The organism is Nonomuraea sp. NPDC003214, from assembly GCF_053590035.1.
Window position 1 is genome coordinate 1 of record NZ_JBSFSX010000021.1, and the last position, 25,824, is coordinate 25,824.

A 25,824-nucleotide genomic window follows, 5' to 3' on the forward strand; every position below is an offset into this window, starting at 1 on the left:
GGTTACATTCCGAACCCGGAAGTTAAGCTTCCCTGCGCCGATGGTACTGCACTCGGGAGGGTGTGGGAGAGTAGGTCACCGCCGGACAATCTTTCTAGAGAGGGCCTCGACATTCAGTGTCGGGGCCTTCTCTGCGTTGTGTGACGAAGTAGGGCCCTCGGGGGTGATCCCGGGGGCCTTTTCGCGTTCTGGAGACGAACCGACCCTGCCCCTTGGGTATCCCCGGGGGGCCTTATTTCGTTATGTCGCGCGGGCCGAGGAGCAGCGGTCGCTGATGGCGGCGAGCTGGTCGAGGAGGTCCGCCGGTCCGTCCACGGTGAAGTCCAGGCCCAGGGCCGCCAGGTAGACCGCCAGCGCCAGCGGGGTCGCCGCGCCGATGTGCAGACGGCATCGGCCGGCGTCGAGATGCTCGACCCTGGCCACCGGGGGGATGCGCTCGGCGACGACCTCGGCCGGCGCGTACACGGTGGCGATCGTGCGGCAGGGGCCGAGGACGGAGGCGACGCCCTTGGTCACGTACGCGATGACGTCGCCGTCCGGCAGCGGGCGGGCCGGGAAGGCGGGGCCGGGCGGGGTGCGCGGGGTGAGGCGGTCGACACGGAAGGTGCGCCAGGCGTCGCGGCCGACGTCCCAGGCGACCAGGTACCAGCGGCGGCCCGTGGCGACGAGGCGGTGCGGCTCGGTGTCGCGCACGGTGGCGTTGCCGTCGTGGTCGCGGTAGTCGAAGCGCAGCCGCCGCCGGTCGCGGCAGGCGGCGGCGAGCGTCGCCAGCAGCCCTGAGCCGACCGCTGGGCCGCTGCCTGGCACCGGGACCGTGTAGGCGGCCACGGCGCCCAGGCGGGGGCGTAGGCGGGCGGGCAGGACCTGTTCCAGCTTGGCCAGGGCGCGCAGCGACGTCTCCTCGATGCCGCCCACGGTGCCGGAGGCGGCCGTGCGCAGGCCGACGGCGACGGCGATGGCCTCCTCGTCGTCGAGCAGCAGCGGCGGCAGCCGGGCCCCGGGACCGAGGCGGTAGCCGCCGGCGGTGCCGGAGGTGGCCGACACCGGGTAGCCGAGGCCGCGCAGGCGTTCGACGTCGGAGCGGATGGTCCTGGTGCTGACGCCCAGCCGCGCCGCCAGCTCCGGTCCCGGCCAGTCGGCGCGTGACTGCAGCAGCGACAGCAGGCGCAGCAGCCGTCCAGCGGTGTCCCGTTTCGCGCTCACCCGGACGATTGTCGCGCGCGTCGCGGAAGTCTTCCTTCCGCGAGCACCGGCAGGGTGAAGCGCGAGAGGGACGGACGACTGAAGGAGCAGGCAATGAACGCAGCCGCAGTGGTGACGGGCGGGTCGCGCGGGATCGGCCGGGCGGTGGTCGAGCGGCTCGTCGCCGACGGCGCCACGGTGGTCTTCAGCTACGTCGCCGACGAGCGGGCGGCGCGGGAGGTCGCGGACGGGCTCGGCGGGCGGGCGACGCCGGTGCGGGCGGACGCCGCCGATGTGGCCCAGATCGAGGGGTTGTTCGAGCGGGCGGACGAGGTGTTCGCGGCGGCCGGCGCCGGGCCGCTGACGGCGCTGGTGAACAACGCGGGCGTCCTGCGGCACGCGCCCATAGCCGAGGTGACGCCGGAGGCGTACGACGAGGTGATGGCGGTGAACGCGCGCGGCGCGTACTTCACGCTGCGTGAGGCCGCGCGGCGGATGGCGGACGGCGGCCGGATCGTGAACGTCTCCACCACCGGGACGGCCTGGCCGAGCCCCGGCGAGTCCGTCTACGTCGCCGGCAAGGCGGCGATCGAACAACTCACGCGGGTCGCGTCACGGGAGCTCGGGCCGCGGGGGATCACCGTCAACTGCGTGTCGCCCGGCGCGACCGACACCGACCTGCTGCGGGCGGGCGTGCCGCGGGAGGCGTACCAGGCGGTCGCGCACATGACCGCGCTCGGCCGGGTGGGCACGCCCGCCGACATCGCCGCCGTCGTCGCGCTGCTGCTCAGCCCCGACGCGGGCTGGCTCACCGGCCAGAACCTGCGCGCCGACGGCGGACTGGTTTAGAGGTGACGCAAGGAGGGCCACCCCCAGCAGCCGGGGTGGCCCTTTCTTGCATTCGGATGCCCGATCAGACGCGCTGCCACAAAGCGGGCACGTTGGGAGGTTCCCAGCCGGGAGCGGCTGTGTGCCCCTGAAGGCAGCGATACGTCGCGCCACCATAGGTGACCTGGGCACCCGCCTGGTAGGTCACCCCTGCCTGCCAGGTACCCCCGCCCGGAGGCGGAGTCGTGGGGGGATCGGTCGGCCGCGGGCCGCCGGGGACGTTCAGCACGAAGTCGAACGTCGCCTCCCTGCCCGAGCCGACCGTGCGGACGTTCATCAGCAGTCTCGGGTCGAAGATCGAGTCGGTGTTGTTGCGCGGCTCGCCCGGGAAGTACGTCTGCGTGGTGAGGACCGGCCGGTTGGGCGCCTGGACCTTCATGTGGATGTGCCGCGTGCGGCCCGGGTACAGGCCCGGCACGATCGTGGTGAGCTTGTAGGCGCCGTTGGCGTCGGTGAACTGGTGGCCGCGGAAGTTGAAGCCCACGTTGTCGTAGGCGCCGTTCCGGTCGGCCTGCCAGAAGTCCAGCAGCACGTTGGCCAGCGGCTGGCACGCCAGCCCGAAGACGTACCCGCTGACGGTGAGCAGGGTGCCGCTGCCCGGCAGGGTCGAGCGGCGGGGTGAGTTGGGCTTGAAGTACGGGCCCTCGGTCTGGGGCGGCGTGGGGTCGTCGCCGTCGTCACAGAACGGGGTGGGCTCCAGCGGCCCGCTCATGTCGCGTGCGAGAGCCGGCACCTGACCGATGAGCAGGGGGGCCGGCGCAGCTATGAATGCCGCTCTCAGTAGCGTCTTCCGGGTGATGCCCTTGTCCGGGTCGCGAGTGTTCTCGCCTTCCACGATGGCCTCCTCGTAGGAGCCTGCCGGGGGGTGAGGCAGGCTGTTTCCCAAGGTGACACCTGGTGGACGGGGTGAGTACCCTCCAACGTTCTATACAGTCCACGATATGATTCCCCGCGTGGTGACCCGCTTCCCGAGGTCAGTAGGCTGAGGGGGTGGATTTTCGTGGGGTTGAACGCGCCATCATGGAGCGGGGCGTCGAATGGGACTTCGAGCCGACGCTCGACCGGATCGCGGCTCTTCTTGACCTGCTCGGCTCGCCTCAGCGGGCCTATCCCGTCGTGCACATCGCCGGCACCAACGGCAAGACGAGCACGGCGCGGCTGACCGAGGTCCTGCTCAGGGAGCGCAACCTGCGGGTGGGCCGGTTCACCAGCCCCCATCTGGTCACGATGCGCGAGCGGATCACCGTCGACGGCGAGCCGCTGAGCGAGGAGCGCTTCACCGAGGTCTACGAGGAGATCGCGCCTTACGTCGAGCTGGCCGACACGCAGGGACGGCGGATCCAGTTCTTCGAGATGCTGACCGCGATGGCCTACGCCGCGTTCGCCGACACGCCGGTCGACGTGGCCGTGATCGAGACCGGCATGGGCGGCTCCTGGGACGCCACCAACGTCGCCGACGGCACCGTGTCCGTGATCACCCCGATCTCGCTCGACCACACCGACCGGCTCGGCCCCGACGTCGAGAGCATCGCGAAGGAGAAGGCCGGCATCATCAAGCCCGGCGCCACCACCGTGCTCGCCCAGCAGGAGCTGGCCGCCGCCGAGGTGCTGATGCGCCGCGCGGCCGAGGTGGGCGCGGTCGTGGCCCGCGAGGGCCTGGAGTTCGGCGTGCTCAGCCGCGAGGTGGCCGTCGGCGGCCAGCTGCTGACGCTGCGCGGCCTCAAGGGCGTCTACGACGAGGTCTACCTGCCGCTCTACGGCGCCCACCAGGCGAGCAACGCCGCCTGCGCGCTGGCCGCCGTCGAGGCGCTCACCGGCGGCGACGACCCGCTCGACCTCGATCTCGTACGGCACGCGTTCGCGCAGGCGTCGTCGCCGGGCCGCATGGAGGTCGTCCGGCGCAACCCCACGGTGGTCGTCGACGCCGCGCACAATCCGGGCGGGATGCAGGCGACGCTCGACGGCATCCACGAGGCGTTCGACTTCGCCAAGGTCGTCGGCGTGGTCGCGGTCATGGCCGACAAGGACGTGACCGGGCTGCTGGAGCTGCTGGAGCCGGTGCTCGACCAGATCGTCGTCACCCGCAACTCCTCGCCCAGGTCGCTGTCGGCGCAGGAGCTGGGCGAGCTGGCCGAGCCGCTGTTCGGCGAGGACCGGGTGCACGTCGTCGAGCGCCTCGACGACGCCATCGACCTCGGCATCGGGATCGCCGACGCCGAGGGCGAGTTCAGCGGCACCGGTGTGCTCATCACCGGGTCCGTGATCACGGCGGGAGACGCCCGCCACCTGCTGAAGGCGGAGGGCGCCTGATGGACTTCCAGGTCACGCCCGGCATGCGCAGGCTGGGCGCGAGCGTGCTCGGCATGGAGGCCGTCGTCGCCGGGCTCACCACGCCGGTGGCCATCAGCGTCGGCGGGGTGGCGCCCGCGCTCGCGGTGACGGTCGGGATCGGGCTGGCGCTGCTCTGCGTGGTCGGCGCGGGCCTGCTCAAGCGCCCGGCCGGCTACGTCGTGGGCAGTGTCGCGCAGGTGCTGGCGATCGCCGCAGGGTTCGTGGTGCCGGCCATGTTCGTCCTCGGGGCGATCTTCGCGGCGCTGTGGATCACCGCGATTCTCGTCGCTCGGCGTGTCGAGGGCGTGACTTCCCGCTAAAGTCGGGCTTCATGGCCGTCCCCCCATTTCAGCGGTCCTCCGGCACCGCGACTCAAGGCGCGAGGTCCGGGTGGCTGTCCGACGCCGTGCTCGGGCTGCTCATCGTGGTCACGCTGCCGCTGGCGATCGTGGCGATCCCCAACACCGTGTCCGTGGTCGCCGACCTGCTGCCCGCCGAGATCGACCGGCTCGGGCTGATGCGCGCCCACGGGCTCGCCCTGCCGGCGATGATGCTGACCGTGCCGCTGGCCGCCGTGGCGCTGCGCCGGGTGAAGGTCGCCCACCTGCTGCTCGGCGGGCTGCTGCTGCTCGCCGCCGCCGACGCCGCCGGCGGCTATGCCGGGTCGGCGTTCCTCGTGGGCGTGCTGCGGGTGGCCCACGGCGTGGGCGCCGGGCTGCTCGTGCCCGCCACGCTCGCCGCCGCCTGGGACCGGCCGCCCGTGCTGCGCGCGCTGTGGACCGGCATGCTGGCGCTCAGCCTGCTCGGCGCGCAGGCGCTGGCGCTGTGGCCGCTCGACGGCGTGACGCGCTGGCAGGTCACCCTTCAGCCCTATCCGCTGGTGACCGGCATCGCGCTCGTGCTCGCCGCCGCCTACTTCGTGCTGTGGCTGGTCGGCGGGCGGCCCGCCGCCCCGCGTCTGCGGGCCAAGGAGCGCAGCCGTCTGCTGCTGGCGACCGTGCCCGCCGCCGGCATCGCCGTCGTCGCCATCAGCACCGCGAGCCAGGACTGGCGGGCCGGGCTGGTGGTCCTGCTGGCGCTGCTCGCCATCGCCGGGCTGCTCGCGCTGGCCACGGTCGGCACCAGGGAGAGCCGCACGCTCGCCTGCACGATGGTGGCCGTCGGCGTCGTGCTGCTGCCGACCGTCGCGCAGGTGACGTACGTGGAGATGGGCGGGCTCGGCGGGCCGGGGCTGCGCGGGCTGTGGCTGCCGTTCTGCGTGGCGGGGGCGCTGGCCGTGGCGGCGGCGGTCGTGGTGCGGCTGTCGTCGGTGACGAGCGCGTGGGTGACGCCGCTGGGGCTGCTGTCGATGGTCGTCGGGCTCTGCTCGGTGCGCGTCGTGGCGCCGTCGCCCGACGGGCTGGTGCTCGTCGTGCCGTTCACGCTGCTGGCGGTGGGCGCGGCGGTGGCGATCACGGCGGCGCTCGGCCAGGTGGGGGCCGGGGCGGGCATGTTCGGGCTGGCGCTGTGCCTGCCCGGGGTGCTGGCCGGCTACCTGCTGGGCACCGGCGTGCAGATGGTGGCCCTGGAGGGTGACCGGACCAGGCAGGAGCTGGTCGACAGCTTCGTCACCGCGCTGCACCTGTGGGCGCTGGCGGGCGGGTTCTTCGTGGTGGCGGTCATCGTGCTGGCCGCGGTCGTGGCCAGGCGCGCTCCCGCCTCGGAGGACGTACTGGATGTGCAGGACGCTCAGGACGTGCAGGAGGAGTCGGGTGACGGCGGGAGGCCGGAGCCCGCGGTGGTGGGCGCGGCGGTTCAGCGGGACGGCGAGGAGGACGACGAGGACCGGCCGACCGGGGTGATCCCCCGGATCGGCGTGCAGCCGTTGCCGCAGGCGCGTGACGGCGAGGAGGACACGGCGCCCGTGCCGCCGCCCGCGGCGTCCCCGGAGGACGGCGAGCGGGCGTGACGGGACGGTAAGCTGTGCCGCAGTTTCCGCGACCTGTTCAAAGGAGAACCTCAAGTGTCCGAGCGCACTCTTGTCCTGATCAAGCCCGACGGGGTGAAGCGCGGCCTCATCGGTGACGTGATCGCCCGCGTGGAGCGCAAGGGCCTCAAGGTCGTGGCGATGGACCTGCGCACCCTCGACGCCGACACCGCCAAGGCGCACTACGCCGAGCACTCCGAGCGGCCGTTCTTCGGCGAGCTCGTCGAGTTCATCACCTCGGGGCCGCTGGTCGCGATGGTGCTGGAGGGCCCGCGTGCCGTCGAGGCGTTCCGCGCGCTGGCCGGGCTCACCGACCCGGTGAAGTCGGCTCCCGGCACGATCCGCGGCGACCACGCGCTGGAGATCGGCGAGAACGTCGTCCACGGCTCCGACTCGCCGGAGTCGGCCGCGCGGGAGATCAAACTCTTCTTCCCGGACCGGTTCTGATCGTCTGCCCCTGATCACGGGGGCACGCTCAGAAGTGCTCGTCAGGCAGGCCGCCTGGCGGGCACTTTCGCGTTTGCGGACAACGTACCCGGCGCGGTCGGGTGGTATCGCGCAATACGGGCAAAATCGGGGTTGGGGGTGGGGCGGGAGAATTTTGTGGGGCGCGTGGGCTCGTTGCGGGGCGTGGTGGGTACGTCACGTTACGATTCGAATTCGATCCGTAGTCATTCGCGAACGACGTTACGGAAGGCTCCGTTCCCCATGGGCAGCAAGCTCGCCTTTCTAGGCCGTGACATGGCGGTCGACCTGGGCACCGCCAACACGTTGGTGTACGTCCGTGGCCGCGGCATCGTCCTCAACGAACCGTCCGTCGTGGCGATCAACACCTCGAGTGGGAAGATCGTCGCGGTCGGCATCGAAGCCAAGCGCATGATCGGGCGCACGCCCGGCAACATCGTGGCGGTCCGGCCGTTGAAGGACGGTGTGATCGCGGACTTCGACGTCACCGAGCGGATGTTGCGCTATTTCATCCAACGGGTGCACAAACGGCGGCACTTCGCCAAGCCGCGCATCATCATCGCCGTGCCGAGCGGGATCACCGGAGTGGAGCAGCGGGCCGTCAAGGAGGCCGGCTACCAGGCGGGGGCGCGCAAGGTCTACATCGTCGAGGAGCCCATGGCGGCGGCGATCGGGGCCGGGCTGCCGGTGCACGAGCCGACCGGCAACATGGTGGTCGACATCGGCGGCGGCACCACCGAGGTGGCGATCATCTCGATGGGCGGCGTGGTGACCAGCCAGTCCATCCGGGTCGGCGGCGACGAGCTGGACCAGGCGGTGATCACCTTCGTGAAGAAGGAGTTCTCGCTGATGCTCGGCGAGCGCACCGCCGAGGAGATCAAGATGGCGATCGGCTCGGCCTGCCCCACCGGGGAGGAGGCGCACGCCGAGATCCGCGGGCGCGACCTGGTCAGCGGCCTGCCGAAGACGATCATCGTGTCGGCCGAGGAGATCCGCAAGGCCACCGAGGAGCCGGTCAACGCGATCGTCGACGCGGTCAAGACCACCCTCGACCGCTGCCCGCCGGAGCTGTCCGGCGACCTGATGGACCGGGGCATCGCGCTCACCGGCGGCGGCGCGCTGCTCAAGGGCCTGGACGAGCGGGTCAAGGCCGAGACGGGCATGCCGGTGCACCTGGTGGAGAACGCGCTCGACTCGGTCGCGCTCGGCTCCGGCAGATGCGTGGAGGACTTCGAGGCGCTGCAGCAGGTGCTGGTGCCGGAGTCGCGACGCTGATGAGAGACTCGCGCCAGGCCAGGCTGATCCTCGGCACGCTGCTCGCGGCGGCGCTGGTCATCCTGACCGTCGACCACCGCGCCGGCGAGAGCTCGCCGCTCACCCCGCTGCGGTCGGCCGGCGCGTGGCTGTTCGGGGCGGCCGAGGAGGCCGGCGGCGCCGTGGCCCGGCCCGTCGGCGGGTTCCTGCACGCGATCGCCGCGGCGCCGAGCGCCCAGGCCGACATCGAGCGGCTCAAGGCGGAGAACGCCCGGCTGCGCTCCAGCCTGTCCGCCGACCGCCTCGACGCGGCCCGCGCCGCCGAGCTCAAGCGGATGCTCGGCCTGGCCGGGCTGGGCGGCTACAAGGTGGTGTCCGCCAACGTGATCGCCCGGCGCGGCCAGCCGGGCTTCGAGGACGCCGTCCAGATCGACGCCGGCACCGACGACGGCGTCCGCACCGACATGACCGTGCTCAACGGCGACGGGCTGGTGGGCCGCGTGGTGCACGCCTCGGCCCGCACCTCCACCGTGGTCCTGCTGAGCGACCTGGCCTCGGCGGCGGGCGCGCGGCTGGAGGGCGGCCAGGAGATCGGCGTGGTGCACGGGGTGGCGGAGAACGGGCGGCTCCTGCAGTTCAAGCTGCTCGACTCCACCGCGCCGATCGAGCGGGGGGCGCGGCTGGTCAGCTTCGGCTCCCATCGCGGCGCGCCGTACGTGCCGGGGGTGCCGATCGGGGTGATCGAACAGGTGGAGTCGACTCCCGGGCAGCTCGTCCGGATCGCCTACGCCAGGCCGTACGCGGATCTGACCGCGCTGGACGTGGTGGGGGTGGTGGTGCAGGGGCCCGCCCGTGATCCGAGAGACGCGGTGCTGCCGCGCAGGGAGGGGGCCCGATGACGGCGGTCCTGGCGGTGCCGGTGGCGCTGCTGCTGCAGGTCATGCTGGTGAACCGGCTGCCGCTGCCCGCCGGGGGCGTGCCCGACCTGGTGCTGCTGGCGGTGGTGGCGGTGGCGCTGATACGCGGGCCGGCGGCCGGGGCGGTGATCGGGTTCTTCACCGGGCTGGTGGTGGACGTGGTGCCGCCGACGGCGCACGTCGCGGGGCTGTACGCGTTCGTGTTCGCGCTGGTCGGCTACCTGGCCGGGCGCGGGGCCGGCGGGCGGGTCACCACCGTGGCGCTGTGCGTGGTGCTCGCGCCGCTGATGGCGGCGGCGGTGGGCGGGCTGATGTCCGACCCGAGGGTGACGATCTCCACGCTGACCGAGCAGGTTCCCGTGACCGTCGCCTACACGATGATCGCCGCGCCCGTGGTGATCTGGCTGGCGACCCGCGGCCGACGGCAGAGGTACGAGATATGACCCGGATGCGCACCCGGCTGGTCGTGATCCAGGCGCTCGTGCTGGTGCTGCTGGCCGCGCTGGCCGTCCGCCTGTGGCAGGTCCAGGTCGTACGAGGTCCCGAGCTCGTGCACCGGGCGACCGAGACGCGGACCCGCACGGTGATCGTGCCCGCGGTGCGGGGGCAGATCCTCGACTCCTCCGGGCGTCCGCTGGTGCGCAACAAGACCTCGCTGGTCGTCTCCGTCGACCGCACCGGGCTGGCCGGGATGCGCGACGGCGGGATGAAGGTGCTGGGCAAGCTGTCGGAAGTGCTCAGCCGGCCCGTCGCCGAGCTGCGCAAACGCATCACGCCCTGCGGTCCCGGGGTGCCCAAGCCGTGCTGGACGGGATCGCCGTACCAGCCCGTCCCGCTGGACGAGAAGGTCGACACGCGTGAGGCGCTGCAGATCCTGGAGCGCCAGGAGGAGTTCCCGGGGGTCACGGCGGAGATCCACGCGGTCCGCGAATACCCCGGCGGCCGGGCCGGGGCGCAGATGCTCGGCTACCTGTCGCCGGTGACGGAGGCGGAGCTGGAGAAGCGGGTCGGGCTGAAGGCCGCCTTCTCCGGCGTGGACCTGGCCGGACGTGACGGGCTGGAGTACGTCTACGACGAGGAGCTGCGCGGCAAGGCCGGGCTGCGGCGGGTGCAGGTCGACCGGATGGGCAAGGCGCTCGGCGTGGAGAAGCAGGTCGAGCCCGTCAGCGGGCACCACCTGGTGACCAGCATCGACTCGCGGATCCAGGCGGTGACGGAGAAGGCGCTGCAGGACGCGATGAAGTCCGCGCCCGGCGCCGACGGGGGCGCGGCGGTGGTGCTCGACGCGAAGACCGGACGGGTGCTGGCGCTGTCCAGCGCGCCCGGCTACGACCCGGCGGTGTGGGCGGGCGGCATCTCCGCGAACATGTACAAGCATCTGCTGTCGGAGAAGTCCGGCAAGCCGCTGGTGTCGCGGGCGATCAACGGCCAGTTCGCGCCCGGCTCGACGTTCAAGGTGTCGTCGGTGGCCTCGATGCTGCGCGCCGGCTACCCGCTGAACGGCAAGTACAACTGCCCGGGGTCGGTCACGGTGGGCGGCCGGGCCTTCAACAACTTCCGCGGCATCCCGCTGGGCACGCTCAGCCTGCACCTGGCGCTGGTCAAGTCGTGCGACACGATCTTCTACCAGGCGGCGTACGAGCAGTATCTGCGCGACGGCGGCCGCACGCCGAAGAAGACGGCCAGGGAGGTGTTCGCCAACACCGCCCGCGGGTTCGGGTTCGGCGCGCCGACGGGGATCGACCTGCCGGGCGAGTCGGCCGGGCGCATCCCCGACCGCAAGTGGAAGAAGGAGATGTGGGCGCTGACCAGCGCCACCAACTGCAAGCGCGCCCAGACCGGCTACCCCGAGGTCAAGGACGGGGCGCGCGCGGCGTTCCTCAAGCGGCTGGCGCACGAGAACTGCACCGAGGGGTTCGTGCTGCGGCCCGGTGACTCGGCCAACTTCTCCATCGGGCAGGGCGACGTGCTGGTGACGCCGCTCCAGCTCGCGCGGGCGTACGCGGCGCTGGTCTCCGACGGCAAGGTGCGCAGCCCGCGCATCGGCTGGGCGCTGGTGCGGCCCGACGGCAAGGTGGTCAAGACGATCCCGGTGCCGGTCGTGGGCAAGCTCCCCGTCACCGAGAAGGAGCGGCTCTACATCAAGAACGCGCTCAGCCAGGTCGCCTCCGACGGCACCGCGGCCGGGGCGTTCGCCGGCTTCCCGATGGACAAGGTGCGCATCGGCGGCAAGACCGGTACGGCGGAGGTGTGGGGCAAGAAGGACACCTCCTGGTTCGCCTCGTTCGCCCCCACGCAGAACCCGCGCTTCGTCGTCGTGGCCATGGTGTCGCAGGGCGGCATGGGCTCCCAGACCGCCGCGCCCGCCGTGCGGCAGATCTACGAGGGCATCTTCGGCATCAAGCGGCCCGCCGCGCTGCCCGGCGGCAAGCCCGTGTCGCGGCTGCCCAGGTTCGCCCCCGACGGGACGGTGATCTGGCAATGAGCGCGCTGGCGCCCGGTCGGCGCTCGTTCGCCAGGCGGGCCTTCGGCGCCGAGTCGCCGGTGTGGCGGCTCGACGGGGTCCTGCTCGTGGCCGTCCTCGCCCTGTCGGTGATCGGCACGCTGCTCGTCTGGTCGTCCACCCGCACCTGGGCGCCCGGCTCCACCGGCCTGCTCAAGAAGCACCTGCTCAACGAGACGATCGGGCTGGCGCTGTGCGGCGTGGTCGCCTCCGTGGACCACCGGGCCGTGCGCGCCTACGCGCCCGTGCTGTTCCTGCTCTCGCTGATCGGGCTCGGGCTGGTGCTCTCGCCGCTCGGCGCCACGATCAACGGCTCGCACTCGTGGATCCTGCTGGGCGGCGGGTTCGCCGTGCAGCCGTCGGAGTTCGCCAAGGTCGGGCTGCTGCTCATCACCGCGATGCTGCTCGCGCAGCCCGCCGAGGGACGCGACCGGCCGAGGCCGCTCGACATCGCGCTCGCCCTGCTCGCCGCCGCGGTGACGCTCGTGCTCGTCATGCTCCAGCCCGACCTCGGCACCGCGCTCGTGCTCGCCGCCATCACCGCCTCCGCGCTGGTGATCTCCGGGGTGCGCAAGCGGCTGATCGCGCTGCTGGCCCTGGTCGGGGCGGCTGGGGTGTTCAGCGTGTTCTACTTCCAGATGCTGGAGGACTACCAGGTCGCCCGGTTCACCGCGTTCGTCGACCCGAACGTCGACCCGCGCGGCGTCGGCTACAACAGCACCCAGTCGCTCATCGCGATCGGCTCCGGGCAGCTGTTCGGCAAGGGGCTGCTCGGGGGCGGGCAGACCACCGGCAGGTTCGTGCCGGAGCAGCACACCGACTTCATCTTCACCGTGGCGGGCGAGGAGTTCGGCTTCCTCGGCTCGGTCACGGTCGTGCTGCTGCTCGGCGTCGTGCTGCTGCGCGGCCTGAAGATCGCCCGGCAGTGCGAGGACCGGTTCGGCACGCTGGTCGCGGGCACGATCGTGTGCTGGTTCGCGTTCCAGACGTTCGTGAACGTGGGCATGACCATCGGCATCATGCCGATCACCGGCCTGCCGCTGCCGTTCGTCTCCTACGGCGGCACCGCGACCTTCGCCAACCTGATCGCCGTGGGCATGCTGCTGTCGATCCGCTCCCGGCAGCGCCCCTACGCCTAGGGCGTCCCGGCCACGGTACGGGTTTCGCTACCCTGGGTCTCATGCCTGTCGAGTCGATTTTTCCCCGCCTGGAAGCGCTGCTGCCCAAGGTGCAGAAGCCGATCCAGTATGTCGGGGGTGAGCTCAACTCGACGGTGAAGGACTGGGACTCCGCCGACGTGCGCTGGGCGCTCATGTATCCCGACGCGTACGAGGTCGGGCTGCCCAACCAGGGCGTCGCGATCCTCTACGAGATCCTCAACGAGCTGCCCGGCACCCTGGCCGAGCGCACCTACGCGGTCTGGCCCGACCTGGAGGCGCTCATGCGCGCCGAGGGCGTGCCCCAGTTCACCGTCGACGCCCACCGGCCGGTGCGCGCCTTCGACGTGCTCGGCCTGTCGTTCTCCACCGAGCTCGGCTACACCAACATGCTGACCGCGCTCGACCTGGCCGGGATCCCGCTGGTCGCCGCCGACCGTGGTGACGACGACCCGATCGTGCTGGCGGGCGGCCACGCGGCGTTCAACCCCGAGCCGATCGCCGACTTCCTCGACGCGGCCGTGCTCGGCGACGGCGAGCAGATCGCCATCGCCATCTCGGAGGTCATCCGGGAGTGGAAGGCCGAGGGCAGGCCCGGCGGGCGCGACGAGCTGCTGATGCGGCTGGCCGAGTCCGGCGGCGTCTACGTGCCCAAGTTCTACGACGTCGACTACCACCCCGACGGCCGCATCAAGCGGGTCGCGCCCAACCGTCCCGACGTGCCGTGGCGGGTGCACAAGCACACGGTCATGGACCTCGACGAGTGGCCCTACCCGAAGAAGCCGCTGGTCCCGCTGGCCGAGACCGTGCACGAGCGGTTCAGCGTGGAGATCTTCCGCGGCTGCACCCGGGGCTGCCGCTTCTGCCAGGCGGGCATGATCACCCGCCCGGTGCGCGAGCGGTCGATCACCACGATCGGCGCGATGGTCGAGAACGGGATCAAGGAGTCCGGCTTCAACGAGGTCGGCCTGCTGTCGCTGTCGTCCGCCGACCACAGCGAGATCGGCGAGGTGGCCAAGGGCCTGGCCGACCGCTACGAGGGCACCAACACCTCGCTGTCGCTGCCCTCGACCCGGGTCGACGCCTTCAACATCGACCTGGCCAACGAGTTCTCCCGCAACGGGCGGCGCTCCGGGCTCACCTTCGCGCCTGAGGGCGGCTCCGAGCGCATGCGCAAGGTGATCAACAAGATGGTCACCGAGGAAGACCTCATCCGCACCGTCACCGCCGCCTACTCCCAGGGCTGGCGGCAGGTCAAGCTCTACTTCATGTGCGGGCTGCCCACCGAGACCGACGAGGACGTGCTCGGCATCGCCGACCTGGCCAAGAAGGTCATCCAGGCCGGTCGTGAGGCCACCGGCTCGCGCGACATCCGCTGCACCGTGTCCATCGGCGGCTTCGTGCCCAAGCCGCACACCCCGTTCCAGTGGGCGGGGCAGGCCGACCACGAGACCGTCGACCGGCGGCTCAAGGCGCTGCGCGAGGCGCTGCGCGGCGACAAGCAGTACGGCCGGGCCATCGGCTACCGCTACCACGACGGCAAGCCGTCCATCGTGGAGGGGCTGCTGTCGCGCGGCGACCGGCGGGTCGGCGCCGTCATCCGCGCCGTGTGGGAGGACGGCGGGCGCTTCGACGGCTGGAGCGAGCACTTCTCCTACGAGCGCTGGATGGCCGCCGCCGCCAAGGCCGGCGTCGACGTCGACTGGTACACCGTGCGCGAGCGCGAGGAGAACGAGGTCCTGCCGTGGGACCACCTCGACGCGGGGCTCGACCGCGAATGGCTCTGGCAGGACTGGCAGGAGGCCGTCTCCGGCGGCGAGGTCGAGGACTGCCGCTGGACCCCCTGCTACGACTGCGGCGTCTGCCCGACGATGGGCACCGAGATTCAAATCGGACCGACGGGTAAGAAACTCCTTCCGCTCACGGTGATCTAGCCGCGCTCGGTGGCCGCCCGGTGTCACGCCGTACATGATCCTGAGACGTGCAGGCGTCCGGGCGGCTTATCCTGAGATGAAGGAACTCTGACACGGGAAGGACGACAAGGCTCTGAAACCTGTTCCCGATGGGCCCCCGCCCGCGCCGACGGCGCAGCGCCTTCGCGTGCGCTACGCCAAGCGCGGACGCCTGCGCTTCACCAGTCACCGCGACATCTCGCGGGCCGTCGAACGAGCGGTCCGCCGTGCCGGCATTCCGGTGGCCTACAGCGCGGGTTTCTCGCCTCATCCGAAGATCTCCTACGCGGGAGCGGCGCCGACCGGCGTCGCCAGCGAGGCCGAATACCTCGAGATCGGCGTCACGACGCCGTGCGATCCGCAGCAGGTCAAACGTGACCTCGACGAGTCGCTGCCGCCTGGTCTCGACGTGCTCGACGTCGTCGAGGCGGCCCCCGGAGCGCTGGCCGACCGCCTGGAGGTCTCCGAGTGGGAGGTGCGGCTGCCCGGTGCCGACCGCGAGCTCGCCGAAGTCGCGGTGGAGAAGTTCCTCGCGGCGGGCACCGTGGAGGTCGAGCGCCTCACCAAGAAGGGCCCGCGCCGCTTCGACGCGCGGGAGGCCGTGCTGAGGCTCACGGCGCTGAGCGCCCCGGACTCGCAGGGATCAGAGAGAACAGACAGAACTGCAGCTCAGGTGGGCGGACAGTCGTGTGTCATACTGCGCATGGTTGTTCGGCACATGACTCCTGCCGTTCGACCCGACGATGTGCTCACAGGGCTGCGCCTTGTGGCCGACTTCGCGCCGCCGGTTCCCCCCGAGGTGACCAGGCTGGCGCAGGGGCCGCTCGACGCACGCACCGGTGCGCTTGCCGACCCGCTCGACCTGGACCGCGAGACTACGCGCGGCGGCGAGGCGGGACCGGCGGGTGAGCACGTCGCCGGTTAAGGAAGCGCCCTGCCGGGCGCTGCCGCTGACAGGACTTGGCGCCATGCCCCCGCGAGGGGGCGTGGCGGACAACGAGACACGAGAGCTCCTGCGCGGCGCGGCGACGCGCCCGGGAGCTGACGGGAGAGCGCCCGCATGCTCGACGAGAACGAGCCCAACGCCGGGGCCCAGGGCCCCGACGGGGAGACAACAGAACAGACCAAGGTGACCAAGCGCCGCGCGGCCAGCCGCCCGGCCGGGCCGCCGCCCGAGCTTCCCGAGACGCCGGCCGCCGCGCCGGCCACCGGACCCATCACCGTGGTCGCCGCCCAGGCGGCCCCGTCGGTGGCGGAAGGGCGTCCCCTTCCGAGCACCGCCGCGCAGCGCGCCGCCGGACGGCCGGAAGACCTCATCGCCGCGCGGCCGGCCACGGCCGAGGTGACGAGCCCGGTCGAGGCCGCCGTGGCCCAGGCCGTCGAGGAGCCGGCCGGGCAGGACGGGCAGGCCGCCGAGGAGGCGGTCAAGCCCAAGAGGGCGACGCGGACCCGGTCGACCGCCACCACGACGCGCCGCCGTACGACCAAGAAGGCCGCCGAGGCGGCTGCGGACGGTGCCGAGGGCGCCGCAGAGGGTGCCGTGACGGCTCCTGAGGGTGCCGTGGCGGGCGCGGAGAGTGCCGTGGCGGTCCCCGAGACCGCCGCTGCCGCCGTGACGCCGGAGGCGGCCCCCGAGGCCGCGGAGGCGCCCGTCAAGCGCCGCCGCACCCGCAAGAAGGCCGAGCCCGAGGAGACCGTCGCGACCGCGCCCGCCGAGACCGCCGCGGAGCCCGTCGAGGCCGTCGCGGAGCCGGTCGAGTCGGCCGGGGCGCCGGTCGAGCGCGCGGATGACGACATTCTGGAGATTCTGCCCGAGGACGAGCCCCTCGACGACGAGCCCGCCGGCGAGGACCTGGACGAGGAGGACCGGCCGAGCCTGCTGGCCGACCCGTTCGGGCTGACGGTGCGCCGCGAGGACCAGCCCGGCACCGCGTTCCAGCGGCCCGCCGCGATCTTCGCGCCGCTGTTCCAGGCGCCCGACCCGTCGCAGGCCAAGCCGGTGCGGCCGGAGCCCCAGCCCCAGCCCGCCGTCGAGGTGAGCGAGGACGAGGCCGAGGACGAGATCACCGCCGAGGACGAGGGCGAGGACACCTCCGACGAGCAGGAGGAGGAAGAGGGCGCCGGTCGCCGTCGCCGCCGCCGCAGGGGCGGCCGCGGGCGCGGCAAGTCCCGCGAGCGCGACGAGTCCGACGAGGGTGACGAGGGCGAGGACGAAGGCGACGAGGAGCAGGGCGAGGAGCCCCAGGAGGAGGCCTCCAGCTCGCGCCGCCGCCGTCGCCGCCGCCGCAGGGGCACCGACGACGAGGGCGGCGAGACCACGCCCGACGACCCGCCCAACACGGTGGTGCGCATCCGCGCGCCCCGCTCGGGCCGCTCGGCCGCGCACGACACCTCCGCCGACGGCGTGCAGAGCGTCCGCGGCTCCACCCGGCTGGAGGCCAAGAAGCAGCGCCGCCGCGAGGGCCGCGAGCTGGGCCGCAGGCGCCCGCCGATCATCACCGAGTCGGAGTTCCTGGCCCGCCGCGAGTCCGTCGACCGGATGATGGTGGTGCGCCGCCAGGGCGACCGCACGCAGATCGCGGTGCTGGAGGACGGCGTCCTCGTCGAGCACTACGTCAACCGCGAGGCCAGCCAGTCCTACGTCGGCAACGTCTACCTCGGCAAGGTGCAGAACGTGCTGCCGTCGATGGAGGCCGCGTTCGTCGACATCGGCAAGGGCCGCAACGCCGTGCTGTACGCGGGCGAGGTCAACTTCGACACCGCCGGGCTGGAGGGCCAGCCGAAGCGGATCGAGTCGGCGCTGAAGTCCGGCCAGTCGGTGCTGGTGCAGGTCACCAAGGACCCGATCGGCCACAAGGGCGCCCGCCTGACGTCGCAGATCAGCCTTCCCGGCCGCTACCTGGTGTACGTGCCGGACGGGTCGATGACCGGCATCAGCCGCAAGCTGCCCGACAAGGAGCGCACCCGCCTCAAGAGCATCCTGAAGAAGGTCATGCCGGAGAACGCCGGCGTGATCGTGCGCACCGCCGCGGAGGGCGCCTCGGAGGAGGAGCTCGCCCGCGACGTGGCCCGCCTGTCGGCCCAGTGGGAGAACATCCGCAAGAAGGCCAAGTCGGCCAGCCCGCCCGAGCTGCTCTCGGCCGAGCCCGACCTGACCATCCGGGTGGTGCGTGACGTCTTCAACGAGGACTTCACCTCGCTGGTCGTCCAGGGCGACGAGGCGTGGGAGACGGTCGACGAGTACGTCAAGTACGTGGCGCCGCACCTGGGCGAGCGGCTGTCGAAGTGGGACCCGGGCCAGGGCGACGTGTTCGAGTCGTACCGGATCGACGAGCAGCTCGGCAAGGCGATGGAGCGCAAGGTGTGGCTGCCCAGCGGCGGCTCCCTGGTGATCGACCGGACCGAGGCGATGACCGTCGTCGACGTCAACACCGGCAAGTTCACCGGCCAGGGCGGCAACCTGGAGGAGACGGTCACGCGCAACAACCTGGAGGCGGCCGAGGAGATCGTCCGCCAGCTCAGGCTGCGCGACATCGGCGGCATCATCGTCATCGACTTCATCGACATGGTGCTGGAGTCCAACCGCGACCTGGTGCTGCGGCGGATGCTGGAGTGCCTGGCGCGCGACAGGACCAAGCACCAGGTGGCCGAGGTGACGTCGCTGGGCCTGGTCCAGATGACGCGCAAGCGGGTCGGTCAGGGCCTCCTGGAGGCGTTCTCGACCCCGTGCGACTGCTGCAACGGGCGTGGCCTCATCGTCTCCACGGAGCCGGTGGAGAGCAGGTCCGAGCCGCGGGGCACCCAGGGCAAGATGGCGGTGGAGAAGGCGGTCTCGGACAAGGTGTCCGCGGCCAAGGACTCCTCCGGTCGTGATACCGTGACCGGTGCGCTTGAAGACGTCCCGTCCGAGGACGACCAGGCAGGACAGACTTCCGGCAGGGGGCGGCGACGCTCTCGCCGAGCCAAGTCCGCCGACTAGTTCGGTGGGCTTCCGATGAATCGTCCGGTTCGCCTAGGGCCCCGGTCATCCGGTACCCTAGTCAACCGGTGCGTCAGGTGACGTGCCCTGTTGGCGCGCCCCCCGGTTCGTCGGTTCCGGATGAGCCGAATGACGGGCGCAGCATTCGGAGTCAGCGGCCATCCCGCACGGGATGGCCGAGGGATCGCAACAGTGAGTCAGTAGAAGGGTTCCGCGGTGTACGCGATCGTTCGTTGCGGCGGCAGGCAGCAGAAGGTCTCCGTCGGTGACGTCCTCGAGGTGGACAAGGTCGCCGGCGAGGTCGGCTCTTCGGTTTCGCTGCCGACGGTGCTCGTCGTCAACGACGGCGATGTGACCACGGAGGCGGGCAAGTTCACGGTCAGCGCCGAGATTCTCGGTGAGACCAAGGGCCCCAAGATCCGCATCCTCAAGTACAAGAACAAGACCGGTTACAAGAAGCGCCAGGGTCACCGTCAGCGGTACACCCAGGTGAAGATCACCGGTATCGACCAGGCCTGATCGGGAGTTTGAGAGATGGCACACAAGAAGGGCGCGTCGTCCACCCGGAACGGCCGCGACTCCAACGCTCAGCGCCTGGGCGTCAAGCGCTTCGGCGGCCAGCTGGTCAACGCGGGCGAGATCATCGTCCGTCAGCGTGGCACCCACTTCCACCCCGGCGACAACGTCGGCCGCGGTGGCGATGACACGCTGTTCGCGCTGGCCGCGGGCCACGTGCAGTTCGGCACCAAGCGCGGTCGCCGCGCGGTGAGCATCGTCCCGGTCGCGGAGTAAATCTCCAGCGCCACGGGTTGTACGAAGGGGTGGATCGTCTTCCGGTCCGCCCCTTCTTGCTGTTGTGAGACGCCCGTGAGGGCTGATGGAGGAGAAGCTCAATGCCGGACTTCGTGGACCAGGTGGTTCTGCACGTCAGGGCCGGTGACGGAGGAAACGGCTGCGCCTCCATCCACCGGGAGAAGTTCAAGCCGCTGGGCGGCCCCGACGGGGGCAACGGCGGGCGCGGCGGCGACGTGATCCTGGAAGTGGATCCCAACACCGCCACGCTGCTCGACTACCACCGCCGCCCGCACCGCAAGGCCGACAGCGGCAAGCAGGGGCAGGGCTCCAACCGCGACGGGGCCAACGGCGCCGACGTGATCCTGCCCGTGCCCAACGGCACCGTGGTCAAGGACGCCTCGACCGGCGAGGTGCTCATCGACCTCGTCGGCACCGGCACCCGCTACGTGATCGCGCAGGGCGGCCACGGCGGCCTCGGCAACGCGGCGCTGGCCAGCACCAAGCGCAAGGCGCCCGGGTTCGCGCTGCTCGGCGAGCCGGGCGACGCGCTCGACGTGATGCTGGAGCTGAAGAGCGTCGCCGACGTGGCGCTCGTCGGCTTCCCCAGCGCCGGCAAGTCGTCGCTGATCGCGGCGCTCAGCGCGGCCAAGCCGAAGATCGCCGACTACCCGTTCACCACGCTGATCCCCAACCTGGGCGTGGTGACCGCGGGGGAGACCGTGTTCACCGTCGCGGACGTGCCCGGGCTGATCCCCGGCGCCTCCGAGGGCAAGGGCCTCGGCCACGAGTTCCTGCGCCACGTCGAGCGCTGCGACATGCTCGTGCACGTCATCGACTGCGCCACGATGGAGCCCGGCCGCGACCCGGTCACCGACTACGAGGTCATCGAGGCCGAGCTGCACGCGTACGGGAAGCTGGAGGGCCGGCCGCGCATGGTCGTGCTCAACAAGGCCGACGTGCCCGACGCTCGCGAGCTGGCCGAGCTGGTGCGCCCCGACTTCGAGGAGCGGGGGCTGCGCGTGTTCACCGTGTCCGCCGCCACGCACGACGGGCTGCGCGAGCTCACGTTCGCGATGGGCGAGTGGGTGGCCGCCGCCCGGGCGAACAAGCCGGTCGAGGAGCCGACGCGGCTGGTCATCAGGCCCAAGCAGCTCGGCGACACCGGGTTCAAGGTGCGCCGGGTCAACGAGAACATGTTCCAGGTCACCGGCGAGAAGCCCGAGCGGTGGATCCGGCAGACCGACTTCACCAACGACGAGGCCGTCGGCTACCTCGCCGACCGGCTGGAGCGGCTCGGGGTGGAGGAGGAGCTGGTCAAGGCCGGCGCCACCGCCGGGGCCGAGGTCGTCATCGGGTCGATGGAGAACGGCTACGTCTTCGACTGGCAGCCGACGCTCAACGCCGAGGCCGTCCGGCAGGGGCCGCGCGGCACCGACAGCCGGCTGGGGTGAGGATCTTCCGGGGGCGAGCCGCTACCCTCTGAGAGGACGCCCCCTCGTGAGGAGCATGGTCCCTTCGGGAGAGGTGCTGTCCCTTCCGAGGGGGCGTCTCCGTACGGGCCGCGCGCCCGCCCCCGCACGCCCGTCCCCGCCCAGTGCCCGCCCCAGTGCCCGCCCAGTGCCCGGGATGGGGGAGGGGCGGGCTCGGATAGGGTTTGAGCGTGCGGGAACGGATCAGCTCCGCGTCGCGGGTCGTCGTCAAGGTCGGCTCGTCGTCGCTCACCACCTCCCAGGGCATGATCGACGTGGACCGGGTCGACGCGCTCGTCGACGTGCTGGCCGCCAGGCGCGGCACCGGGACGCAGATCGTGCTCGTCTCCTCCGGCGCCATCGCCGCCGGGCTCGGCCCGCTCGGGCTGGCCGCGCGACCGCGTGACCTCGCCACCCAGCAGGCCGCCGCCTCCGTCGGCCAGGGCGTGCTGGTCGCCCGCTACACCTCCTCCTTCGCCCGCTACGGCCTGCGCGTCGGCCAGGTGCTGCTGACCGCCGACGACATGATGCGCCGCGCCCACCACGCCAACGCCCGGCGCACGCTCGACCGGCTGCTGGAGCTCGGCATCGTGCCGATCGTCAACGAGAACGACACCGTCGCCACCGACGAGATCCGGTTCGGCGACAACGACCGGCTGGCCGCGCTCGTCACCCATCTCACGCGCGCCGACGCGCTCGTCCTGCTCTCCGACGTCGACGCGCTGTACGACGGGCCGCCCAGCCGCAGCGGGTCACGGAGGCTGGCGGAGATCCACGGCCCCGAGGACCTGGCGGGCGTCGAGCTGGGCAAGGGCGGCTCGGTCGGCACCGGCGGCATGGTCACCAAGGTGCAGGCGGCCAGGATCGCCACCGGCGCGGGCGTGCCCGTCGTGCTCACCGCCGCCGCCCACGCCGCCCACGCGCTGGCCGGGGCCGACGTCGGCACCTACTTCCACCCCGGCGGCCGCCACCCCGGCACCCGGCTGCTGTGGCTGGCGCACGCCACCACCGGGCGCGGGCGGCTGCACCTCGACGACGGCGCCGTCGAGGCGGTCGTGTCGCGGCGCAAGTCGCTGCTGCCGGCCGGGGTCACCTCGGTCGAGGGCGAGTTCGCCGCCGGCGACCCCGTCGACCTGTGCGCGCCGCGCGGCCGGGTGGTGGCGCGCGGGCTGGTCAACTTCGACGCCGGGGAGATCCCCGGGCTGCTCGGCCGCTCCACCCGTGACCTGGCCAGCGAGCTCGGTCCGGAATATGAACGCGAGCTGATCCACCGCGACGACATCGTCATACTGGAGACCCACAGCTGACGCCCTGATGAGGAGCACGCGATGTCCGAAGAGTTCCTGAAGGTCGCCCGCGCGGCACGTGAGGCCGCCGCCGAGCTGGCCCCGCTGCCGCGGGCGCCGAAGGACCGGGCGCTGCGTGCCGTCGCCGACGCCCTGGTCGCGCACGCCGCCGAGCTCGTCGAGGCCAACGCCGCCGACGTCGAGCGGGCCAGGGAGCAGGGCATCTCCGAGGCCATGATCGACCGGCTGCGGCTCGACGAGGCCCGCATCGGCGCGATCGCCGAGGCGGTGCGCCAGGTGGCCGACCTGCCCGACCCGGTGGGCGAGGTCGTCCGCGGCTCGACCCTGCCCAACGGGCTGGAGCTGCGCCAGCTCCGCGTGCCGCTCGGCGTCATCGGCATCATCTACGAGGGCCGCCCCAACGTCACCGTCGACGCCGCCGCGCTCTGCCTCAAGAGCGGCAACGCGGTGCTGCTGCGCGGGTCCTCCAGCGCCTACTCCTCCAACACGGCGCTGGTCGGGGTCATGCAGGAGGCGCTGGCCGGCACCGACGTCCCGGCGGGCGCGGTCCAGCTCGTGCCGGGGCAGACGCGCGACTCGGTCAAGGAGCTGATGCGCGCCCGCGGGCTGGTCGACGTGCTCATCCCGCGCGGCGGCGCGTCGCTGATCAACTCGGTGGTCGAGGAGTCGACGGTGCCGGTGATCGAGACCGGCGTCGGCAACTGCCATGTGTACGTCGACGCCGAGGCCGACGTCGACCTGGCCGTGCAGATCCTGGTCAACGCCAAGGCGCAGCGGCCCTCGGTGTGCAACGCCGCCGAGACGTTCCTGGTGCACGCCGACGTGGCCGACGCGTTCGTGCCCAAGGCGCTGGCCGCGCTCGCGGACGCCGGCGTGACCGTGCACGGCGACGAGCGGATCGCCGGCTACGGCGAGGTGGCGCCCGCGACCGAGGACGACTACCGCGCCGAATACCTCTCGCTCGACATCGCCGCCGCCGTCGTCGGCTCGCTGGAGGAGGCCGTGGCCCACATCAGGCGCTACGGCTCCGGCCACACCGACGCCATCGTGACCCGCTCGCAGGGCGCCGCCCGCCGGTTCGTGTCGCTGGTCGACTCGGCCGCCGTCGCCGTCAACGCCTCCACCCGGTTCACCGACGGCGGCGAGTTCGGGTTCGGCGCGGAGATCGGCATCTCCACCCAGAAGCTGCACGCGCGCGGCCCGATGGGGCTGCCCGAGCTCACCTCCACCAAGTGGGTCTACACCGGCGAGGGCCACCTGCGCACCGCCGAGGGCACGGTAATCCCCGGGCCAGGATGCTGACCGGATCCGGTAGCGGGCGGTGTGTCGGCCGCTGACGCCCCGCGCGCGCCGCGTTGACTGGGACCCATGGAGATCGTCATCGCCCTGGGCTCCGCGGCGGCCGTGCTGTTCGGCGCCGACCGGCTGATGCTCTGGCTGGAGAGGCACGGGCACGTCCGCTGGCGGCGCACGCGCCGCGTCCCGCCCGCGCAGCAGCCCACGGCCGGCCTCGACAGCCTGCTGTCCGAGCAATCGTCGCGATAAACCTGCGCGTGCTCCGGCGCGCCGCGGCCCTTCCTCCTGGCCTCGGCGCTAGGGTTGTATCCCTTATGGGCGCGCCGAGCGGGGAGGGACGGTGAGCAAGCTCGGCAAGGTCGGGCCATACACCCTCCTCGAGCGGCTTGGCCGGGGCGGCATGGGCGAGGTCTACCTCGCCAGCGCACGCCGCGGCGAGCGCGTCGCGCTGAAGGTGCTGCACGACCTCAACCAGGACGACTCCTCCCGCGTCAGGCTCGAACGCGAGGTGCGCGCACTGCGCCGCGTCGAGAGCCCGTACGTGGCCACCGTCCTCGACGCCGATCTCGCGTGTGCCAGGCCCTACCTGGTCATGGAGCACATCGACGGCTCGACGCTGCTCGACCTGGTGCGCCAGGAAGGGCCGCTGGACCTGCCCCGGCTCATGCAGCTCGCGCAGGGCATCGCGGCGGCGCTGGCCATCATCCACGCGGCCGGGGTGGTCCACCGCGACCTCAAGCCCGGCAACATCATCATGGGCGCCGACGGGCCGGTGCTCATCGACTTCGGCATCGCGCAGGTGCTCGACGCGACCCGGCTCACGATGACCGGCACGTTCCTCGGCACGCCCGGCTACACCGCGCCGGAGATCTTCGCCGACGAGCAGGTCGACTCGCCCGCCGACGTGCACGCCTGGGCGGCGACGGTGGCGTTCGCGGCGACCGGGCGGCCGACGTTCGGGCGGGGGACGGCCGAGGCGCAGATGTACGCGGTCCTCAACGGGCAGGCCGACCTCAAGGGCGTGCCCGTGGCGCTGCTGCCGCTGGTGCGGGCCGCGCTCAACCGGGAGCCCGGCAAGCGGCCCACGGCGGCGCTGCTGGCCGACCGGCTGGCGCGGCTGGCCAAGGCCACCGGGGCCGATCCTGACGTCCGGGCCGCCGGGGACGAGGCCAAGGGGGCAGCCGCCCGCGCCCGTACGGGTGAGGACGGGTCGTCGCGGGGGCGGACGAACGACGAGGCCGCCGCGTCCCGGGCGGAGGGCAAGGTGCCCGCGCCCCGGCGCACGGGTGTGGACGGGAAGGGCGGGCGCGGCCGTCCGGGGCTGGAGGGCAAGACGCCCGCGCCCCGCAACCGCGCGGGCGACACCCCCGTCCCCCGCAGCGCCTCCGGCGACGGCCCCCGTGGCCGGTCGGGAGACGGCGCCGCGCCCCGCGGCGGGACCGGTGACACGCCGGTGCCGCGGAGCCGGGCCCAGGAGGGCACGGGGCCGCGCAGAGGCGGGGAGGTGCCCGCGCCGCGCGGCCGGGCCGGGGACACGCCCGTTCCCCGCAACAGGGCGGGTGACACGCCCGTTCCTCGCAACAGGGCGGGTGACGCGGCGGTTCCCCGGGGGCGGGCCGGGGAGGCGGCCGTTCCTCGTGGTCGGGGTGCGGAGGGGCCGGCGGCGGCGGTGCGGAGCCGGGGCGGCGACGGGAAGAGCGCCGTGGTGCGGAGCCGGGCCGACGACGGGAAGGCGGCGCCGGTCCGGAGCCGGGCCGGCGACGGCGTGAAGGCGGCCCGCTCGCGCGGAAGGGCGCAGGCGGGCGGCGGACGGCTCAGGTCCGAGACGGCGGCCACCACGCTGCCGGCGGGCAACACCGCGCTGTTGCTGCTCGCGGTGCTGGCCGTGCCGTGCGTGGTGGCGTCGGTGATGTGGCCGATCGCCTGCGTCGGCATCACCGCCGTGTTCGTGGTGCTGATCAGGACGTGCTGGATGAGCCACTGGATGGTCAGGAAACGCGCCTCACGGCAGGTGCGGGTGACGCTGCGGGTGCTGTTGTTCCCGTTCGCGCTGACGGGGGCGGCGACGACGGCGGCGGTCTGGCCCGGGGTGCCCGCGGCCGTGGCGGCGGGCGGTGCGCTGTGGATCACCGGGGGCGGCGAGATCGACTCCACCTGGTGGCAGCAGCCCGCGCCGGTGACCGCGGCGGGCGTGGTGTTCGGGATGTTGTGCGGTGGCATCACCGGGCGGGAGATCGAGCGGATCGGCGCCCGGCTGCCTGAGCTGCGCAGGGAAGGGCTGCGCGCACTGGCCGTGCTGGGCGGTTTCGTCGCCCTGTGCGCGGCTGCCGTGCGCGCGATCGCCCTGCTGCTGTGAGACCGCC

Annotated in this window: 22 protein-coding genes and 1 rRNA gene; 21 read left to right on the forward strand and 2 right to left on the reverse strand. The window is 72.5% G+C overall.

Features of this window, described 5'->3' with window-relative positions:
* Window positions 1-87: ribosomal RNA gene (rrf, locus tag ACWDXC_RS40365) — 5S ribosomal RNA — on the forward strand; the annotation flags it as partial.
* 153 nt (window positions 88-240) lie between these two features.
* Here the strand turns inward: rrf and ACWDXC_RS40370 are convergent.
* A complete protein-coding gene (locus tag ACWDXC_RS40370; RefSeq protein ID WP_449991474.1) occupies window positions 241-1,203 on the reverse strand; it encodes a helix-turn-helix transcriptional regulator in 963 nt (320 codons plus the stop codon).
* A 93-nt stretch (window positions 1,204-1,296) separates the two neighbouring features.
* On the opposite strand from ACWDXC_RS40370, the gene ACWDXC_RS40375 reads away from it, so the two are divergent.
* The gene (locus ACWDXC_RS40375; protein WP_449991476.1) at window positions 1,297-2,031 is read left to right on the forward strand and encodes an SDR family oxidoreductase; all 735 of its coding nucleotides are present in this window, start codon (window positions 1,297-1,299) and stop codon (window positions 2,029-2,031) included.
* Between the two features lie 64 nt (window positions 2,032-2,095).
* Here the strand turns inward: ACWDXC_RS40375 and ACWDXC_RS40380 are convergent, their stop codons facing one another.
* The gene (locus tag ACWDXC_RS40380; RefSeq protein WP_449991479.1) at window positions 2,096-2,803 is read right to left on the reverse strand and encodes a dioxygenase family protein; all 708 of its coding nucleotides are present in this window, start codon (window positions 2,801-2,803) and stop codon (window positions 2,096-2,098) included.
* A 287-nt stretch (window positions 2,804-3,090) separates the two neighbouring features.
* Here ACWDXC_RS40380 and ACWDXC_RS40385 point away from each other — a divergent pair, with 287 nt between their 5' ends.
* The 19 genes from ACWDXC_RS40385 to ACWDXC_RS40475 all read left to right on the forward strand — a co-directional run bounded on the left by ACWDXC_RS40385 (window position 3,091) and on the right by ACWDXC_RS40475 (window position 25,817).
* Window positions 3,091-4,380, forward strand: a complete 1,290-nt coding sequence (locus tag ACWDXC_RS40385; protein ID WP_449991615.1) for a bifunctional folylpolyglutamate synthase/dihydrofolate synthase — start codon at window positions 3,091-3,093, stop codon at window positions 4,378-4,380.
* The gene (locus tag ACWDXC_RS40390) at window positions 4,380-4,721 is read left to right on the forward strand and encodes a DUF4233 domain-containing protein (RefSeq protein ID WP_357588694.1); all 342 of its coding nucleotides are present in this window, start codon (window positions 4,380-4,382) and stop codon (window positions 4,719-4,721) included. Before ACWDXC_RS40385 ends, ACWDXC_RS40390 begins: the two co-directional genes overlap by 1 nt.
* An 11-nt stretch (window positions 4,722-4,732) precedes the next feature.
* Window positions 4,733-6,349, forward strand: a complete 1,617-nt coding sequence (locus ACWDXC_RS40395; protein ID WP_449991481.1) for a hypothetical protein — start codon at window positions 4,733-4,735, stop codon at window positions 6,347-6,349.
* Between the two features lie 54 nt (window positions 6,350-6,403).
* Window positions 6,404-6,814 (forward strand): nucleoside-diphosphate kinase, encoded by a 411-nt coding sequence (gene ndk, locus ACWDXC_RS40400; protein ID WP_449991483.1) that lies wholly within the window; start codon window positions 6,404-6,406, stop codon window positions 6,812-6,814.
* Window positions 6,815-7,075: 261 nt separating this feature from the next.
* Window positions 7,076-8,107 (forward strand): rod shape-determining protein, encoded by a 1,032-nt coding sequence (locus ACWDXC_RS40405; RefSeq protein WP_219506885.1) that lies wholly within the window; start codon window positions 7,076-7,078, stop codon window positions 8,105-8,107.
* Window positions 8,107-8,985: a rod shape-determining protein MreC gene (gene mreC, locus ACWDXC_RS40410; protein WP_219506884.1), complete on the forward strand. Its 879-nt coding sequence runs from the start codon at window positions 8,107-8,109 to the stop codon at window positions 8,983-8,985. The genes ACWDXC_RS40405 and mreC overlap by 1 nt, the downstream gene beginning before the upstream one ends.
* Window positions 8,982-9,446: a rod shape-determining protein MreD gene (gene mreD / locus ACWDXC_RS40415; protein ID WP_449991487.1), complete on the forward strand. Its 465-nt coding sequence runs from the start codon at window positions 8,982-8,984 to the stop codon at window positions 9,444-9,446. Before mreC ends, mreD begins: the two co-directional genes overlap by 4 nt.
* Entirely contained in the window at window positions 9,443-11,488 is a 2,046-nt protein-coding gene (mrdA, locus tag ACWDXC_RS40420; protein ID WP_449991488.1) for a penicillin-binding protein 2, read from the forward strand. Before mreD ends, mrdA begins: the two co-directional genes overlap by 4 nt.
* Entirely contained in the window at window positions 11,485-12,645 is a 1,161-nt protein-coding gene (rodA, locus tag ACWDXC_RS40425; RefSeq protein ID WP_449991490.1) for a rod shape-determining protein RodA, read from the forward strand. The genes mrdA and rodA overlap by 4 nt, the downstream gene beginning before the upstream one ends.
* 41 nt (window positions 12,646-12,686) lie before the next feature.
* A complete protein-coding gene (locus tag ACWDXC_RS40430) occupies window positions 12,687-14,597 on the forward strand; it encodes a TIGR03960 family B12-binding radical SAM protein (protein ID WP_449991493.1) in 1,911 nt (636 codons plus the stop codon).
* Between the two features lie 166 nt (window positions 14,598-14,763).
* Window positions 14,764-15,540 (forward strand): TIGR03936 family radical SAM-associated protein, encoded by a 777-nt coding sequence (locus ACWDXC_RS40435; RefSeq protein ID WP_449991495.1) that lies wholly within the window; start codon window positions 14,764-14,766, stop codon window positions 15,538-15,540.
* 135 nt (window positions 15,541-15,675) lie between these two features.
* Window positions 15,676-18,594, forward strand: a complete 2,919-nt coding sequence (locus tag ACWDXC_RS40440; protein WP_449991498.1) for an Rne/Rng family ribonuclease — start codon at window positions 15,676-15,678, stop codon at window positions 18,592-18,594.
* Window positions 18,595-18,810: 216 nt separating this feature from the next.
* Complete coding sequence (gene rplU, locus ACWDXC_RS40445) at window positions 18,811-19,113, forward strand: 50S ribosomal protein L21 (RefSeq protein WP_049575732.1); 303 nt, start codon at window positions 18,811-18,813, stop codon at window positions 19,111-19,113.
* A gap of 15 nt (window positions 19,114-19,128) precedes the next feature.
* A complete protein-coding gene (gene rpmA / locus ACWDXC_RS40450; protein ID WP_049575729.1) occupies window positions 19,129-19,386 on the forward strand; it encodes a 50S ribosomal protein L27 in 258 nt (85 codons plus the stop codon).
* Between the two features lie 101 nt (window positions 19,387-19,487).
* A complete protein-coding gene (gene obgE, locus ACWDXC_RS40455; RefSeq protein WP_449991501.1) occupies window positions 19,488-20,840 on the forward strand; it encodes a GTPase ObgE in 1,353 nt (450 codons plus the stop codon).
* A gap of 209 nt (window positions 20,841-21,049) precedes the next feature.
* A complete protein-coding gene (gene proB, locus ACWDXC_RS40460) occupies window positions 21,050-22,165 on the forward strand; it encodes a glutamate 5-kinase (RefSeq protein ID WP_357588683.1) in 1,116 nt (371 codons plus the stop codon).
* A 21-nt stretch (window positions 22,166-22,186) separates the two neighbouring features.
* Window positions 22,187-23,467 (forward strand): glutamate-5-semialdehyde dehydrogenase, encoded by a 1,281-nt coding sequence (locus ACWDXC_RS40465; protein WP_449991503.1) that lies wholly within the window; start codon window positions 22,187-22,189, stop codon window positions 23,465-23,467.
* 66 nt (window positions 23,468-23,533) lie between these two features.
* Window positions 23,534-23,710: a hypothetical protein gene (locus ACWDXC_RS40470; RefSeq protein ID WP_219506869.1), complete on the forward strand. Its 177-nt coding sequence runs from the start codon at window positions 23,534-23,536 to the stop codon at window positions 23,708-23,710.
* A 91-nt stretch (window positions 23,711-23,801) separates the two neighbouring features.
* Window positions 23,802-25,817, forward strand: a complete 2,016-nt coding sequence (locus tag ACWDXC_RS40475; RefSeq protein WP_449991506.1) for a serine/threonine protein kinase — start codon at window positions 23,802-23,804, stop codon at window positions 25,815-25,817.
* Window positions 25,818-25,824: the final 7 nt, after the last annotated feature.

What these genes read in the sequence shown, in the direction of transcription:
- ACWDXC_RS40375 (WP_449991476.1), top strand. Translation starts at nt 1,297, where the DNA reads ATGAACGCAGCCGCAGTGGTGACGGGCGGGTCGCGCGGGATCGGCCGG.
- ACWDXC_RS40385 (WP_449991615.1), top strand. Translation starts at nt 3,091, where the DNA reads ATGGAGCGGGGCGTCGAATGGGACTTCGAGCCGACGCTCGACCGGATC.
- ACWDXC_RS40390 (WP_357588694.1), top strand. Translation starts at nt 4,380, where the DNA reads ATGGACTTCCAGGTCACGCCCGGCATGCGCAGGCTGGGCGCGAGCGTG.
- ACWDXC_RS40395 (WP_449991481.1), top strand. Translation starts at nt 4,733, where the DNA reads ATGGCCGTCCCCCCATTTCAGCGGTCCTCCGGCACCGCGACTCAAGGC.
- ACWDXC_RS40405 (WP_219506885.1), top strand. Translation starts at nt 7,076, where the DNA reads ATGGGCAGCAAGCTCGCCTTTCTAGGCCGTGACATGGCGGTCGACCTG.
- mreC (WP_219506884.1), top strand. Translation starts at nt 8,107, where the DNA reads ATGAGAGACTCGCGCCAGGCCAGGCTGATCCTCGGCACGCTGCTCGCG.
- mreD (WP_449991487.1), top strand. Translation starts at nt 8,982, where the DNA reads ATGACGGCGGTCCTGGCGGTGCCGGTGGCGCTGCTGCTGCAGGTCATG.
- mrdA (WP_449991488.1), top strand. Translation starts at nt 9,443, where the DNA reads ATGACCCGGATGCGCACCCGGCTGGTCGTGATCCAGGCGCTCGTGCTG.
- rodA (WP_449991490.1), top strand. Translation starts at nt 11,485, where the DNA reads ATGAGCGCGCTGGCGCCCGGTCGGCGCTCGTTCGCCAGGCGGGCCTTC.
- ACWDXC_RS40430 (WP_449991493.1), top strand. Translation starts at nt 12,687, where the DNA reads ATGCCTGTCGAGTCGATTTTTCCCCGCCTGGAAGCGCTGCTGCCCAAG.
- ACWDXC_RS40440 (WP_449991498.1), top strand. Translation starts at nt 15,676, where the DNA reads ATGCTCGACGAGAACGAGCCCAACGCCGGGGCCCAGGGCCCCGACGGG.
- rpmA (WP_049575729.1), top strand. Translation starts at nt 19,129, where the DNA reads ATGGCACACAAGAAGGGCGCGTCGTCCACCCGGAACGGCCGCGACTCC.
- obgE (WP_449991501.1), top strand. Translation starts at nt 19,488, where the DNA reads ATGCCGGACTTCGTGGACCAGGTGGTTCTGCACGTCAGGGCCGGTGAC.
- ACWDXC_RS40465 (WP_449991503.1), top strand. Translation starts at nt 22,187, where the DNA reads ATGTCCGAAGAGTTCCTGAAGGTCGCCCGCGCGGCACGTGAGGCCGCC.
- ACWDXC_RS40470 (WP_219506869.1), top strand. Translation starts at nt 23,534, where the DNA reads ATGGAGATCGTCATCGCCCTGGGCTCCGCGGCGGCCGTGCTGTTCGGC.